The following is a 15,297-nucleotide window of genomic DNA, read 5'->3' as shown; positions in this document are numbered from 1 at the left end:
ATAAGCCCTAAAAAGAGCCTAAAAACCTATCGTGTAATTGATATAGAATGCATACAAACGCCTGTAATCCACATCAGCCCCATTCGCTTTCAAATACCTTTGATTGATAGCCGGGATTTTCACGCCAAATTCCATCCCATGCTGAATGCTTTGAGACGCGCTCAAAAACCGGCGGTGCATGGTGCTGGCAAAATGAGCCCTTAAACCCAAATTAAATAAAAATTGGAAATTCGTGGGAGTGGGGTATTCTTTAAACGAGTTTTCAATTTGACCTCTTAAAGAGCTATCCCAAGTGTTACCCGCTATTTGAATGCCCCCAAACACCCCCACATTCAAGGACTGATCGCTAAAAACCCTTCTAAAGATATTCCATAAAAAGTCTGTGCCAGCGCCATAAGTAAAGATATTCGCCTTAACAGCGCTGCTAAGACTGCCCAATTGCGTAAAGCCATAATCAAAGAAAGCGTAATACCGTAAGCCTATATTCCTCTTGCTCCCAAAAAATTGCTTATAGCCCACTTGAATGCCAAAGCCATTAATAACCCCATGCTGAGAGCTTGTACCTGGCCCAAATTGGGGCAAGTAAGGCTCATCGTAATTCTTTAGCATTCCTCCTAGCTGTTTTAGATTCTCTTGATAAGTAGCGATTCGATCTGAGATGGTTTTCACATCCTTTTGGAGCATTGATCCTGCACCACTATTCTTCAAGTTTTCTGCGATCTGGCCTAGCTTTGCTGAAGAAGTGTCATTAAAAAGCTGCATTTGGGCTAAAAGCCCTTTTAAAAACACCGAATTGCTATCCAGATTCACCCTTGTAAGCGCGTTTAGAAGCGCCACACTCTCCGTGGCTAAGAGGCTAAATTCATTTTGAGAACCATAGAGAACTTTTATAATCCCCACATATTCAGGAACGACTCCATTATTGCTGCCATTATTACTATTATTAACCAAGTTATACAGCACATTACTCAAATACACTTGCAAGGCTTGAACGCTATAAGCGTTTTTATTCGCCTCAAAGCGTTGCTCAATTTGGGGGAGTATTTTTTTAAACTGGGTTAACTCTGCGTTGCTGTTGTCAACAGTTGTATTAGTGTTAATAATTTGATTGCCTATCCCTAAAAGAGCGTCCATGGTCGTGTTTGTCGCTAAGGCTAAAAGCCCGTTACCCCCTGCCATACCCACGCCCACTTGGCGGAAATCATTAATGACATTATTCCTTAGGGTGCTGCCTTTGTTATTGATGTTTTGTTGCGCGCCACCGATTTGATAGCCCACTCCCATATAAAAGCCATCGTCTTCAGCTAACGCCACGCTTAAAGGAAGGCTAAAAAGCAGAGCGGTTTTCAAAAGCCCCTTTTTGAGCGCGTGGTATTGACCTTTTTCCATTCTTGTATTCTTTATCTCTTTTGTATTGGTATTTTTCATCAAGAGCCTTCCTTAAAAACCGACTGAATAGCCCACATAGAAGCTAAAATTCCTCATATAGCTCGCACTTGAGCCTTGGGTTGCAAAATATTTATGAGCGATAACAGGGATTTTCACCCCAAATTCTATCCCTTGGTCTAGCCTGTGCTTATTGAAATTGGTTTTTGCAAAGTTGGTGCGCACGCCCAAATCAAACAAAAATTGGAACGAACTGGACTTGACATCAGGCCTTTGCCCGCTCAATAAATTCGTTACATTAGTGCTCCAAGTTTGCCCTGCAATTTGAGCGCCAAAGAAAAGACCGATCGTAGTCCTTTCCCTCCTTCTGGAGCGTTCATACACGTTGTATAAAAAATCCGTTCCTACCCCATAAGTAACAAGATTCGCCCCCACTTTTAAATTCGTATCGCCAAAATTCGCATAGCCATAATCCAAAAACCCGTAATACCTTAAGCCAATATTCTTCTTATGGGTGAAAAATTGCTTATAGCCCATCTTAGCCCCAAAGCCGTTCATGCTCGCTGACTGATAATCTTTGAGCGAAAAGAGGTTAGGGATATAAGAAATCTTATAAAGAGAACTAGCCGAAGATTCAAACTGACCCAAACTCGCGTTAATAATGTTTATGACTCTATCTAGCCCTTTCTTATAGATAAGCTGATTCCCACTAAAACAAGACGATACACTGCTACAAATATTTTTTTCAATAAAACTCCCTAACCTCAAAGTCTCACGATCCAAAGAAATCCCGCTCTTAATCAAAGCGTTGATCTCGCTAACCGTAGAATTAGCCCCTATCAAGCCCGTTTGCGAAGAAAAATTTTGCATGCCCGTGGCGATATCGCCCACACTCACGCCGTTATACGCTCCATTAGTCCCGCCCGTGCCTAAAAGCATGACTTTCATGATGTTTTCGTATAGCTGTTCGTTATTGTTTTTTTGGATTTTACTCAAATCCACTTGCCCTAAAGCTAAAACGATGTTTTGAGCCACTAAGAGCATGCTATCCGTGATACCAATTTGTTTGTTCCCCACATCCACCACCAAAGGCTTAATGACACCCTGACTAGCGTATTGTTGGGACAGATCTAATAGTTTTCCTAAAATCCCTAGAGATTGCTCTAAATTGACTAAGGCTGGGTTTGATTGTCCGTTTGGCTGTGATGGTTGCGCATTATTTTTCAGGCTTTCACGCAAAAGAGTTGCTGTTTTATTCCCTAAAATATCCAAGTAGTAGGATAAGGGAATGGCAGAAGTTTGCAACCTCACAGCCCCATCTCTGATTAACTGCTTTAATTCTTGCGCTTGAGTGAAGCCTGGATTTTTCAATTCCTGTCTGGCCAAACTCGTTTGATAATCTATGATAAAAAACGCCCCATCTTCTTCAGCGTTACACAAAGACATGCCCGCTAGTAAGGAAAGAGCAATCGTTTTTTTAAAGGAGTGGTTTTTCAAAAATATCCTTTTTGCTTTGATAAGTGATTTTACTTAATCCATAAAAGAAACTCTCTAATTTTAAGATAATCATTCTTAATTTGCTATTAAGTGTTTCAAAAAAGCATCAAATTGACATCTTTTAAGCAAAATGTTATAATGCTCGCTTAATTTTATTTGGGGTGTTAGCTCAGTTGGGAGAGCGCAACGCTGGCAGCGTTGAGGTCAGGGGTTCGAACCCCCTACACTCCACCATCATTACGCTTATCCTTATTTCTTTATGGATCAAACCCATTTTCTTGCTAGTATTACCCATAATTAATTATAATCTTAGGAATTGTTTTTCATCAAGGGAGTTTGAGCGTGAGCAGTTTGTTTAAAATGCGTATTCTGAGTTTTAAAAAGAATAAGCGGGCGGTGTTTTCGCTCTATCTTTTTATCGCTTTATTAGCGCTTTCTCTTTTAGCCCCCTTGTGGGTCAATGATCGCCCCTTATTCATCTATAAAGACAATAAAGCGTATTTCCCCATGTTTAAAAATTATGCGGAAGTGGAGTTTGGAGGCGATTTTTTCACCCCTACGGACTATAACGATCCTTATGTGCAAAACACGCTTTTAAAAGACGCTTTCATTATCCATGCGCTCATCCCTTATAGCTACGATACGATCATTATGGATTTAGACTCGCCTGCCCCCACCCCCCCAAGCTTCAAACACCTTTTAGGCACAGACGATCAAGCCAGAGATGTGTTAGCTAGGCTGGTTTATGGCTATCGGGTTTCGTTAGTGTTTGGGATTTTACTCACCCTTTTTAGCGTTCTTATTGGCGTGAGTTTGGGAGCGTTTCAGGGGTATTATGGAGGGTTAATAGATTTAGTGGGGCAAAGGTTGAGCGAGATTTGGAGCGCGATCCCCATGCTTTTTTTACTCATTGTGATTTCTAGCGCGTTTAATTCTAATTTCTGGATCATCTTGTTTTTAGTCTTGCTCTTTAGCTGGATGGGGCTTTCTCAAGTCGTGCGTACGGAGTTTTTAAAAGCAAGGAATATGGACTACACCAAAGCCGCTAGAGCGCTTGGGGTGAATGATTTAAAAATCATTTTCTACCATGTTTTACCCAACGCTTTAGTGGCAACGATCACTTATGTGCCGTTTTTAATGGCGGCTAGCATTTCTACTTTAGTGTCTTTGGATTTCTTGGGTTTTGGCATGCCTATAGGGAGCGCGAGTTTGGGCGAATTAGTCAATCAAGGCAAGGATAATCTCACTACGCCCCATTTAGCCATCGTTGCGTTTGTAGCCATTAGCTTGTTGCTTTCTGTTTTGGTGTTCATTGGCGAAGGGGTGCGCGATGCTTTCAACGCTAACATGCTCAAATAAGGGGGTTACATGCTAGAAATCAAAAACTTGAACTGCGTTTTAAACGCGCATTTTTCGCTCCAAAACATCAATATTTCGTTAAATCCTAGCGAAAGGGTGGCGATCGTGGGCGAAAGCGGGAGCGGGAAAAGCTCTATCGCTAATCTCATCATGCGTTTAAACCCCAGATTCAAACCCCATAATGGCGAAGTGTTGTTTGAAACAACCAACCTTTTAAAAGAAAGCGAAGAATTTATGCAGCATTTAAGGGGGAATATTATCGCTTACATCGCTCAAGACCCCCTATCCAGTCTAAACCCCTTGCATAAAATCGGCAAGCAAATGAGTGAAGCCTATTTTTTACACCATAAAAACGCTTCTAAAACGCTCCTTAAAGAAAAAGTTTTAAACGCCATGAAACAAGTCCAATTAGACGAAAAATTTTTGGATCGTTACCCTTATGAGTTGAGCGGAGGGCAGCGCCAAAGGGTGTGTATCGCTATGGGCATTATTAATGCACCCAAACTGCTCATTTGCGATGAGCCTACCACCGCGCTAGATGCACAAATCCAAAACCAGATTTTAGACTTGCTCAAGCAATTGAGCGTGGAAAAAAACATCGCCCTTTTATTCATTAGCCATGATTTAAAAGCTGTCAAACGCTTGGCTGATAGGGTTTATGTGTTAAAAAAAGGCGAGATAGTAGAAACCAATTCCACTAAAGAGCTTTTTAATGACCCTAATCACGAATATTCAAAACTCTTGATTCAAGCTTCAAACTTGCCCGCTAAAAATTTAAAAGCGCTAGATGAAACGCTTTTAGAGGTGGAAGATTTTAGCGTTTATTACTTGCAAAAACGCTTCTTTAGGCCTTCTTTAAAAAAACCCCTTATCGCATCAGTCAATTTTTCCCTCAAAGCCAAAGAAAACATCGGCATCATTGGCGAAAGCGGGAGCGGGAAAAGCTCTTTAGCGTTAGGGCTTTTAAAACTCGCTTTAAATAGCGGAGAAGAAAAGATTTTAGGCCAAAGCGTGGGGCCTTTAAATTCTAAGGCGTTCAAACCCTACCGCAAGATCTTGCAAATGGTGTTTCAAGACCCTTACGCATCATTAAACCCTCGCTTAAGCATTCAAAGCATTTTAACAGAAGCTCTGCGCTTTGCTTACCCTAAAGCTTCCAAAGAAGAATGGCATCATTTAGCTGAACTTTGTTTAGAAGAAGTGTGTTTAAACCATGAATTGCTTAACTTTTACGCTTATGAGCTCAGCGGTGGGGAGCGCCAAAGAGTGGCGATCGCTAGAGCGATTGCCTTAAAACCTAAAATCATTCTTTTAGATGAGCCCACTTCTGCTTTAGATAAAAGCATTCAAAAAAGCGTGTTGGAATTATTGTTGGATTTACAAGAAAAGCAGGATTTGAGCTATTTGTTTATCAGCCATGATTTAGATGTGATCAAAGCGTTTTGCGATAAGGTGTTAGTGATAAGTGAGGGGAAAATCGTGGAAACAGGCACTATTGAAGAAGTGTTTGACAACCCTAAGCATGCTTATACCAAGCGTTTGTTGGAATCCAGGCTTTAAAGCTTTATTTTAAAATTCATGCCTTTAAGCGTTTTTAATCGCTTTTTTAATGAATGTTATCTTTTTTATAAACAAAACAAAGAAACTTGATAAGGGGCTGTTTTTAAATAAGGGTAGTTGTCAATAAAGAATGAAAAGACCTTGGATTCTTCAGGCAAAATCTTTTCTTTAAAGGTTTTTTCATAGCTTTTTTTGACAAACCATTTAAACGCATGCTCTTCTACAAAATTGTGAGGGTTTTTAAGCACTTCTAGGCGTAAAACGCATTTGTTTAGACTGAATTTGGAATGGTTTTTGACTCCCACTTGCAAAGAAAAGGCGTTGCTATAACTTAAAGGGTTAGCGTGTAAGATGCGTGTTTCTATGGGGTAAATCGCTTGAGTGAGTAAAATATTCAAAACAAAAGGCATGCTCAAAAACGCGCCCAAAAAAGCTGTTGTTGCCATATAGCTAGCTATGCGGTTTCTTAAAAGCAAAGCCAAAAGGAGCAAAACTGCGCAAAAAAGGATTAAAACGCTCGCTATTAAAACGCTGATTAAAGTCGCTTGGCTTAAAAATCCCTTAAAAGACTCCAAAAAAGCTTGGATAAAGGCAAGAGATGCCATGCGTTTTTAAGGCTCTTTAGTCTCGGCAATACTAGATTTAACCTTACTTTTAGTGTCAATCCAAATATTAGGCACAGCCCCACCTGGAGTGAGCATGATTTGAGCGTTGTTGTTCGTTTTTAACGCTTCATTAAACTGGCCTTGAACTTCAATTTGGCGCAGTCTTAAAAGCTTGTCGCTCAAACTTTGCGAAATGCTTAAATTGGCTTGAGATTTTGCCTTAGCCTCAATCACTATCGCATCCGCCACGCCCTGAGCCTTAATCCTGTTAGCGTCCGCTTCCCCTTTAGCCAAAGCGGCTTGTTTTTGAGCTTCTTGTTTGGAGCGCTCCACCTCATATTTCACCCTTTCTGATTCTTGGCGCGCGATTTGGACTTTTTCAATTTGCTCTTTGATCTTAGCGGGCAAGACGATTTCTCTCAATTGGATAGAGCTTAATTCCACAGGGGTGTTAGGGAGCTTAGAAACTTCTTTATTGATACCGCTATTGATAAGAGCAGCGATTTCATTGCGCTTAATGGGTAAATCTTCAGCCGGATAGCGCCCCACCACAGAGCGCACCACATCGCGCACCACAGGGTTGATGATTTTTTGCTCCCAAGACAAGCCATAAGTAGCGATCGTTTGGGGGGTGGTTTGGGGGTTTAAGCGGTATTGCACGGTGAGTTCAATAGAAACGGTCAAACCCCTGCTATCCATCACATTAATAGCGTCGTTTCTAAAAATCCCTTGGTTTTTACCCGCCACGCCCATGTCTTCGGTGCGTGAAAAATTGATATTTCTGATCCTTGTATCCACAATGAGAATGTCTTGAATGATAGGCACAAAAAAGTGGATTCCTGGCTGTAAGGGGGTGGGTTCGTATTTCCCGGCGGTGATTTTAATACCAATTTCTCCTGAGCTAATCACTTCAAAAGGCTTGGCTAAAAAAGCGATAACGCCTAAAAGGACAATGACAATTAAAACCGATAGTTTTTTAGAATTAAAAGAATTAGACGGCGGAATGAAACGCCCCCCATTATTAGGCGTATTAGGCGTGGGGGTTTCTCTTTGAGGATTTTTCTTTTTTAAATGTTCGTTCAAATCAATGGGCATGAATTTCCTTTTTAAATATTTTAACGGCGTTTGGGTTTTTTAGAATGGTGGTTCGTTTTAGAGCCTTTTTCTCTGTAATGGCTCTTTTTGAAAGAACGCGCTGGCTCATGCGGGTGCGTTTTTTTGTTAGAGAGTTTTGGCGTTTTCTCTTTAGGGTTTTGAATCGCATCAATTTCTTGCTGGTTCAAGCCGATTTTGCTGGTTTCAAACTGCAAACTCAAAAGTTTTAAAACCAATTGAGACGGCTCAAAAATTTCGGTAAGCTGTTCATAAAGGCTGATGATCCCTTCAGACACTTTAGCGTCATGCAAGGTTTTGATGATCTGATTTTCGTTAATGGTGGGGATTTCAAAAAGTTCAATCTCTGAATCAATTTCTTTTTGCATGCGTAAAAGCTCTTTGTATTCTAAGGGGGTTACTAAAGTGATCGCCATGCCTTTTTTGCCCGCTCGCCCGGTTCTGCCAATGCGATGGATATAGCTCTCAGTGTTTAGGGGCAAGTGGTAATTAAACACATGACTTACACCGCTAATATCAAGCCCTCGGCTCGCCACATCTGTAGCTACCAACACATCAGCGTCATTTTTTTTAAACGCCATGATAGAAGCGCGCCGATCCCTTTGATCCATATCCCCATGCAAGGCGGTGCTTTTGTAATTTTTAGAAGCAAGGAATTGGTGCAATTCATCGGCCTCTTTTTTGGTGCGCGTGAAAACAATGCTTTTTTTGGGCGCTTGGGTGTCTAAAAGGCGCATGATCGCTTCGGCCCTCTCATGCTCATTGATCACATAAAAGCGTTGGGTGATGTCGGTGTTAGTGATATTAGACGGGGCGATATGGATTTTAATAGGGTTTTCTAAAATCTTATCTGCTAGCCTTTTAATCGGCTCTGGCATCGTGGCTGAAAAAAGCAAAATCTGCGCTTCGCTAGGGAGATAGTCAAAAATCTCTTCAATATCATCTAAAAACCCCATATCTAGCATTTCATCGCTTTCATCTAAAACGACCACTTTAGGCACAAATTTATGGATGCGCTCGTTCTTTAAGTGATCGAGCAATCTTCCTGGTGTAGCGATCATCACTTGGGGGTTTTTCTTAATAAATTCGCATTGTTTTTTAACGCTCTGGCCTCCATACACGCACACGGTTTTAGTCCTGGTGTGTTTGCCCAATTTAAAAATCTCATCGCTAATTTGCATGGCTAATTCTCTAGTGGGCGTGATCACTAAGGCCTCTATGGTGTGGTTGTTTTTAAGGTTGTTGATAATGGGCAGAGCGAAAGCGGCGGTTTTTCCTGTGCCTGTTTGGGCTTGTGCGATGACATCTCGGCCTTGCAAAACAGCCGGAATGGCCTTTTCTTGAATGGGGCTTGGGGAAGTGAAACCGGCTTCATAGACGGATTTTAAAACCGATTCTTTTAAGCCCAAATCATTAAAACTCGGCTTATGATAAGCGTCATCATCAATTTCTGTAGGGAGTGGTGGTTGATTCAATTCCATGGGAGATTCATACCTCAATTTAATTTTAATTTGAAACTTTAAGCTGATAAAAGGCTAAAATTAAAATCTTTGATTTAAAGTTTATAAGATTTTTGAGTATAGCATAAAAATGCGCTCAATTAGGTTTAAAGTTTTTATAAAAGGCTTATGCTAAAATAATTAGAATTTAGGGAATAAAGAAAGGGTTTGATTGAAACGGGTGTTTTTGTGTCTTATTTTTGTATTAGCTTTCCACGAGCTTTTGGCCGAAAAAATAGGCGATATAGCGAGCGTGGTGGGCGTAAGGGATAACCAACTGATTGGTTATGGGCTTGTGATTGGCTTAAATGGCACAGGGGATAAATCCGGCTCAAAATTCACCATGCAATCCATTTCTAACATGCTAGAGAGCGTGAATGTCAAAATCTCTGCAGATGATATTAAATCTAAAAATGTCGCTGCCGTGATGATTACAGCCTCCTTGCCCCCCTTTGCAAGACAGGGCGATAAAATTGATATTCACATTTCTTCTATTGGCGATGCGAAATCCATTCAGGGAGGGACTTTGGTGATGACTCCTTTAAATGCGGTAGATGGGAATATTTACGCCCTCGCTCAAGGGGCTATCGTTTCGGGTAATTCTAATAACTTGCTCTCAGCCAATATCATCAACGGAGCGACTATTGAAAGGGAAGTTTCGTATGATTTGTTCCATAAAAACGCTATGGTTTTAAGCCTGAAAAACCCCAATTTTAAAAACGCTATCCAAGTGCAAAACACTTTAAATAAGGTATTTGGCAATAAAGTAGCGATAGCGTTAGATCCAAAAACCATTCAAATCACCCGCCCAGAGCGTCTTTCTATGGTAGAGTTTTTAGCCTTAGTGCAAGAAATCCCTATTAATTACAGCGCGAAAAATAAGATCATTGTAGATGAAAAATCAGGCACGATCGTTTCAGGAGTGGATATAATAGTGCATCCTATAGTGGTTACAAGCCAAGACATCACGCTTAAAATCACTAAAGAGCCTTTAAATGACTCTAAAAACACGCAGGATTTAGACAATAACATGTCCTTAGACACCGCTCACAACACGCTGAGCTCTAACGGGAAAAGCATCACCATTGCCGGGGTGGTAAAAGCCTTACAAAAAATTGGCGTGAGCGCTAAGGGGATGGTTTCAATCTTGCAAGCCCTAAAAAAAAGCGGTGCGATTAGCGCTGAAATGGAGATACTATGATAAACAACAATAAAGCCATGTTAGAGCAATACAACGTTTCTAAATTAGCGAGTGAAGAGAGATTAAAAGCGTTGGCTCAAAATAAAAACGACAAGCTCCTCAAAGAGCAAACCGATTCTTTTGAAGCGCTGCTTTTAAAATTCATGCTAGATAGCGCTATGAAAATGGATAACCCCTTGTATCCTAAAGCCCCAGGCGATGAAATTTATGCGTCCATGTATAAGGACACGCTTTCTAAAGAATTGAGCGGGAATTTTGGTTATAGCGAAATGCTGTTTAATTTCTTAAAAGAGCAAGAAAAACAAAAACCATGAAAAAATCCAAGCACTTGAAAAACTCCCCTTTGAAACGCCCCCATTTAAAACGCTCTGATAAGGCTTCTTCTTTCAAGGGGTTGTTAGAAAACGAAAATAATGTGATTTCATTAGAAAATTTTAAACCCAAAGAGAGCGAAGATTTATTAGAAAATTTTTCCAACAAAAAAGACATGCAAGAGTTATTAGAGCTTTTAAACCAATTCATTTTACAAAGCTACAAGGTGGAAAAGGAGTTTAAGGATTATAAAGCCCTTTATGAATGGGTCATAGAGATTTTACCGCAAGCGATTTGGGTGATGAATGAAAACGGGAGCTTTTTTTATAAAAATTCTTTAGCCAATCAAAGCCATGAGGTGTTCAATAAGGCTAAATTAGGAAATTTTAACACCGAAATTGAACATGAAAATAAAAGCTATTTAGTCCAGCAAAACAGCATTCAGGGCAAGCAAATCATCACCGCAACCGATATTAGCGCTCAAAAACGCCAAGAGCGGCTCGCTTCTATGGGGAAAATCTCAGCGCATTTGGCCCATGAGATCAGAAACCCCGTAGGCTCTATCTCTCTTTTAGCTTCGGTGTTATTAAAGCATGCGAACGAAAAGACTAAGCCCATTGTTGTAGAATTGCAAAAAGCTTTATGGCGCGTAGAAAGGATTATTAAAGCCACCTTGCTTTTTTCTAAAGGCATTCAAGCCAACCGCACCAAGCAAAGTTTGAAAACGCTAGAGAGCGATCTCAAAGAAGCCCTAAATTGCTACACTTACTCTAAAGACATTGATTTTCTTTTTAATTTTAGCGATGAAGAAGGGTTTTTTGACTTTGATTTAATGGGGATTGTGTTGCAAAATTTCTTGTATAACGCTATTGATGCGATTGAAGCCTTAGAAGAGAGCGAACAGGGTCAAGTCAAAATTGAAGCGTTCATTCAAAATGAATTTATTGTCTTCACCATTATTGATAATGGCAAGGAAGTGGAAAACAAAAGCGCTTTATTTGAGCCTTTTGAAACCACTAAATTAAAGGGTAATGGCCTAGGGTTAGCCCTGTCTTTACAAGTCGTTAAGGCCCATGAAGGGAGCATTGCGCTATTAGAAAATCAAGAAAAAACCTTTGAAATTAGGATTCTTAACGCTTCTTAATTTGGATAATTATCCCCCCTTAAAAAATGAGTTTTACGATAAAACAAAATTTTAAAAAGATTAAAGAATATTAAATTGAATAGGGTTTATCAGTTTTTGACAAAAATAAGATCAAAAAAATTTTTTATTAACTCTTTTGGTGTAGGATAGCGATCAAGGTTTTTATGAAAATAAAAGCCTAAAACATTTTATAAAAAAAGGACTTTTGATGAAAACATTTGAAATTTTAAAACATTTGCAAGCGGATGCGATCGTGTTGTTTATGAAAGTGCATAACTTCCATTGGAATGTGAAAGGCACTGATTTTTTCAATGTGCATAAAGCCACTGAAGAAATTTATGAAGAATTTGCGGACATGTTTGATGATCTCGCTGAAAGGATCGCTCAATTAGGACACCACCCCTTAGTCACTTTATCCGAAGCGCTCAAACTCACTCGTGTTAAAGAAGAAACTAAAACGAGCTTCCACTCTAAAGACATCTTTAAAGAAATTCTAGGTGATTACAAACACCTAGAAAAAGAATTTAAAGAGCTTTCTAACACCGCTGAAAAAGAAGGCGATAAAGTCACCGTAACTTATGCGGACGATCAATTAGCCAAGTTGCAAAAATCCATTTGGATGCTAGAAGCCCATTTAGCTTAAGCCAACAAAAAGAAGCCAGCATGAGAGATTATAGCGAACTTGAAATTTTTGAGGGAAACCCCTTAGACAAGTGGAATGACATTATTTTTCATGCGAGCAAAAAGCTTTCTAAAAAAGAGCTAGAAAGGCTTTTAGAGCTTCTGGCTCTTTTGGAAACTTTTATAGAAAAAGAAGGCTTGGAAGAAAAGTTTGAATCTTTTGCTAAAGCTTTAAGAATGGATGAAGAGTTGCAGCAAAAAATAGAGAGCAGAAAAACAGACATTGTGATCCAATCCATGGCGAATATTCTCAGCGGGAATGAATGAGCTTATCCGCTATGGCTTGATATTCCTCGTTTTTTTAAAGGCGTTTGGACTTGATTATGGGATCGATAAAACGCTAGAATTAAAAAAAGATGAAGCGTTTAGAGCCGTTATCAAAGACACTTCTAACGAACAAACCAAAGAAATCACGCTCTATTGGACTTTATACGCTAATAAAGGTTTAGTCATCAACATGCGTTTTAACCATTTCCCTTACCAGTTTATTTTATACACCGATCATGCGAGAAGCACCTACAACCTCAAAGTTTTTGAAGAAAAATTTTCTTCTAACAGCGTTCTGTCGCTTGTGTTTAAAGATTTTAAAGAAGATAAAGCCACTTTAAGATTTTTAGCCCTTATGCCCCTTGTTTTTTCCCCTAAAGAGCCTTAAGGAATTTGCATGCAAGAAAAACGACTTAAAGCCATTCAAAACAAAATCGCTTCTTGGATCAAGGAAATTGAAAGCGGCTTTATAGATGAATTGTTTTCTAAGATTGGCCCTTCAAAGATGCTGCGTTCCAAACTCATGCTCGCTTTGTTAGACGAAAAAACAGACGCTATTTTATTAGATAAAGCCTTCAATTTGTGCGCGATTGTGGAAATGATACAGACCGCTTCTTTATTGCATGATGATGTGATTGACAAGGCGACCATGCGCCGAAAACTTCCCAGCATTAACGCTCTTTTTGGGAATTTTAACGCCGTGATGCTTGGGGATGTGTTTTATTCTAAAGCCTTTTTTGAATTATCTAAAATGGGCAAATCCATCGCTCAAATCCTCTCTAATGCGGTTTTAAGGCTCTCTAGGGGCGAGATTGAAGATGTGTTTGTGGGGGAATGTTTTAATAGCGACAAACAAAAATACTGGCGTATTTTAGAAGACAAGACCGCCCATTTCATAGAAGCGAGCTTAAAAAGCATGGCAATTCTTTTAAATAAAGACGCCAAAATGTATGCGGATTTTGGGTTGCATTTTGGCATGGCGTTCCAAATCATTGATGATTTATTAGACATCACTCAAGACGCCAACACTCTAGGTAAGCCCAATTTTAGCGATTTTAAAGAAGGCAAGACCACTCTACCCTACTTGCTTTTATATGAAAAATTGAATCCGCATGAACAAGGGCTTTTAATTTCCTATTTCAAACAAGATAGCCATGAAATCATAGAATGGACTAAGGAAAAATTCAAGCAACATGGTATCATAGAAGAAACCCTTAAAATCGCTCAAGTTTATTCTAAAAAGGCCCTTGAAGCCATTAAAGGGGAAAACAATTTGATTTTAGAAAAACTAGCGCAAGACGTCATTTATAGGACTTTTTAATGGAGTTAGAAACTCATTTGTCAAAATATTTCACCCTAGCCTTTACGCATAAAAGCATGAGCTTAGAAATGCGCGAAAAACTCGCTATCAATTCGCCCATAACGCTTAAAGAATTTTTACAAACGATTAAAAACCATTGCCCCAATATCAAAGAGTGCATGGTGCTATCCACATGCAATCGCTTTGAAATCTATGCGAGCCTGAAACACGGCACTAATACTCATGAGCAAAAAAGCGCGTTATTAAAAATCCTGGCTCAAAATAAAAAAATGAGCGTGTCTGATTTAGAAAAATGCGTTTTAATCAATACTGATGAAAGTGCGGTCCATCATGTCTTTAGCGTGTGCAGCAGTTTGGATAGCCTGGTGGTTGGGGAAACTCAAATCACAGGGCAGATGAAAAACGCCTATAAATTCGCCTTTGAAGAGAAATTTTGCTCCAAAGATTTAACCCGATTGCTCCATTTTGCTTTCAAATGCGCCGCTAAAGTGCGCAATCTAACCGGCATTTCCAAGCAAGGGGTTTCCATCTCTTCAGTAGCCGTTAAAGAAGCGCTTAGTATTTTTGAAAAAGAAAAGATTAAGGATAAAAAAGCTCTTGTGATAGGGCTTGGCGAGATGGCTCAATTAGTCATCAAGCACCTTTTAAACAAGCAATTTGAAGCGCTTATTTTAGGGCGTAATGCGGCTAAATTTGAAGATTTTGTCAAGGAATTAGAAGAGCCTAAAAAAGTGAGCTTTCAAAATATAGAAAATTTAAGCGCTTATATCAATGAATACGAACTGCTTTTTTGCGCCACTTCTTCGCCGAATTTTATCGTGCGAAATTCCCTGTTAAAAGAAACGATTTTCAGGCGTTTTTGGTTTGATTTAGCCGTGCCACGAAATATTGAAAAGCCGGTATGCAATAATATTTTCTTATACAGCGTGGATGATTTAGAGCCTATGGTGAAAGAAAATGTGGGAAACAGGCAAGAAAGCAGAACGAAAGCTTATGAGATTGTAGGGCTTGCCACAATGGAATTTTACCAATGGATCCAAAGTTTAGAAGTAGAGCCTTTGATTAAGGATTTAAGGGAATTGGCTAGGATTTCAGCCCAAAAGGAATTGCAAAAGGCGCTCAAAAAACGCTACGTGCCTAAAGAATACGAAGGCAATATTGAAAAGATCTTGCACAACGCTTTCAACACCTTTTTGCACCACCCGACCATCGCTTTAAAAAAGAACGCCCAAAAAGAAGAATCCGATGTGCTTGTGGGCGCGATTAAAAACTTGTTTAATTTAGACAAATCTACCACTTGTCATGCCCAAAATTTGAATCTCTATAAATGCGAATATTACGAGGAATAATGC

15 protein-coding genes and 1 tRNA gene are annotated in these 15,297 nt (G+C 39.6%); 11 read left to right on the top strand and 5 right to left on the bottom strand.

What is annotated here, in order from left to right; all coding sequences use genetic code 11:
• Positions 1-18: 18 nt before the first annotated feature.
• Both hopG and hopF read right to left on the bottom strand, forming a co-directional pair.
• Complete coding sequence (gene hopG / locus AYS37_RS01605) at positions 19-1,428, bottom strand: Hop family outer membrane protein HopG (protein WP_001874493.1); 1,410 nt, start codon at positions 1,426-1,428, stop codon at positions 19-21.
• A gap of 12 nt (positions 1,429-1,440) precedes the next feature.
• Positions 1,441-2,883 carry a Hop family outer membrane protein HopF gene (gene hopF / locus AYS37_RS01600; protein WP_000788600.1) on the bottom strand — a complete coding sequence of 481 codons (1,443 nt, stop codon included), beginning with the start codon at positions 2,881-2,883 and terminating at the stop codon, positions 1,441-1,443.
• 158 nt (positions 2,884-3,041) lie between these two features.
• Here hopF and AYS37_RS01595 point away from each other — a divergent pair.
• The 3 genes from AYS37_RS01595 to AYS37_RS01585 all read left to right on the top strand — a co-directional run bounded on the left by AYS37_RS01595 (position 3,042) and on the right by AYS37_RS01585 (position 5,802).
• A tRNA-Ala gene (locus AYS37_RS01595) sits at positions 3,042-3,117 on the top strand.
• Positions 3,118-3,219: 102 nt separating this feature from the next.
• Positions 3,220-4,242, top strand: a complete 1,023-nt coding sequence (locus AYS37_RS01590) for an ABC transporter permease (protein WP_000116880.1) — start codon at positions 3,220-3,222, stop codon at positions 4,240-4,242.
• A 9-nt stretch (positions 4,243-4,251) separates the two neighbouring features.
• The gene (locus tag AYS37_RS01585) at positions 4,252-5,802 is read left to right on the top strand and encodes a dipeptide ABC transporter ATP-binding protein (protein ID WP_000889859.1); all 1,551 of its coding nucleotides are present in this window, start codon (positions 4,252-4,254) and stop codon (positions 5,800-5,802) included.
• A 65-nt stretch (positions 5,803-5,867) separates the two neighbouring features.
• Here AYS37_RS01585 and AYS37_RS01580 read toward each other — a convergent pair whose 3' ends face one another.
• The 3 genes from AYS37_RS01580 to AYS37_RS01570 are packed head-to-tail and all read right to left on the bottom strand — an operon-like array spanning position 5,868 to position 9,001.
• Complete coding sequence (locus AYS37_RS01580; RefSeq protein ID WP_000157434.1) at positions 5,868-6,407, bottom strand: DUF2393 domain-containing protein; 540 nt, start codon at positions 6,405-6,407, stop codon at positions 5,868-5,870.
• 6 nt (positions 6,408-6,413) lie between these two features.
• Positions 6,414-7,502 carry a prohibitin family protein gene (locus AYS37_RS01575; RefSeq protein WP_001121052.1) on the bottom strand — a complete coding sequence of 363 codons (1,089 nt, stop codon included), beginning with the start codon at positions 7,500-7,502 and terminating at the stop codon, positions 6,414-6,416.
• A 20-nt stretch (positions 7,503-7,522) separates the two neighbouring features.
• Positions 7,523-9,001 (bottom strand): DEAD/DEAH box helicase, encoded by a 1,479-nt coding sequence (locus AYS37_RS01570; protein WP_000422526.1) that lies wholly within the window; start codon positions 8,999-9,001, stop codon positions 7,523-7,525.
• 190 nt (positions 9,002-9,191) lie between these two features.
• Here AYS37_RS01570 and AYS37_RS01565 point away from each other — a divergent pair, with 190 nt between their 5' ends.
• The 8 genes from AYS37_RS01565 to hemA all read left to right on the top strand — a co-directional run bounded on the left by AYS37_RS01565 (position 9,192) and on the right by hemA (position 15,294).
• The gene (locus AYS37_RS01565) at positions 9,192-10,220 is read left to right on the top strand and encodes a flagellar basal body P-ring protein FlgI (protein WP_000832022.1); all 1,029 of its coding nucleotides are present in this window, start codon (positions 9,192-9,194) and stop codon (positions 10,218-10,220) included.
• The gene (locus tag AYS37_RS01560; RefSeq protein WP_000609435.1) at positions 10,217-10,534 is read left to right on the top strand and encodes a hypothetical protein; all 318 of its coding nucleotides are present in this window, start codon (positions 10,217-10,219) and stop codon (positions 10,532-10,534) included. Before AYS37_RS01565 ends, AYS37_RS01560 begins: the two co-directional genes overlap by 4 nt.
• Positions 10,531-11,676, top strand: a complete 1,146-nt coding sequence (gene flgS / locus AYS37_RS01555) for an acid survival sensor histidine kinase (protein ID WP_000748575.1) — start codon at positions 10,531-10,533, stop codon at positions 11,674-11,676. Before AYS37_RS01560 ends, flgS begins: the two co-directional genes overlap by 4 nt.
• Before the next feature lie 208 nt (positions 11,677-11,884).
• Positions 11,885-12,319 (top strand): DNA starvation/stationary phase protection protein, encoded by a 435-nt coding sequence (gene dps / locus AYS37_RS01550; protein WP_000846455.1) that lies wholly within the window; start codon positions 11,885-11,887, stop codon positions 12,317-12,319.
• Positions 12,320-12,339: 20 nt separating this feature from the next.
• Positions 12,340-12,624 carry a DUF2018 family protein gene (locus tag AYS37_RS01545; RefSeq protein WP_001206063.1) on the top strand — a complete coding sequence of 95 codons (285 nt, stop codon included), beginning with the start codon at positions 12,340-12,342 and terminating at the stop codon, positions 12,622-12,624.
• On the top strand, positions 12,617-13,012 hold the full coding sequence (locus tag AYS37_RS01540) for a hypothetical protein (RefSeq protein WP_001004135.1): 396 nt from the start codon (positions 12,617-12,619) through the stop codon (positions 13,010-13,012). Before AYS37_RS01545 ends, AYS37_RS01540 begins: the two co-directional genes overlap by 8 nt.
• A gap of 9 nt (positions 13,013-13,021) precedes the next feature.
• Positions 13,022-13,945, top strand: coding sequence for a polyprenyl synthetase family protein (locus tag AYS37_RS01535; protein WP_001156735.1), 924 nt, complete (start codon positions 13,022-13,024; stop codon positions 13,943-13,945).
• Entirely contained in the window at positions 13,945-15,294 is a 1,350-nt protein-coding gene (hemA, locus tag AYS37_RS01530; RefSeq protein WP_000418352.1) for a glutamyl-tRNA reductase, read from the top strand. The genes AYS37_RS01535 and hemA overlap by 1 nt, the downstream gene beginning before the upstream one ends.
• Positions 15,295-15,297 lie beyond the last annotated feature (3 nt).

Source organism: Helicobacter pylori NQ4053 (genome assembly GCF_000274605.1).
Taxonomy (GTDB): domain Bacteria; phylum Campylobacterota; class Campylobacteria; order Campylobacterales; family Helicobacteraceae; genus Helicobacter; species Helicobacter pylori_CV.
Note: the sequence above shows the minus strand (reverse complement) of the source record. Positions and strands in the feature narration are given on the sequence as shown.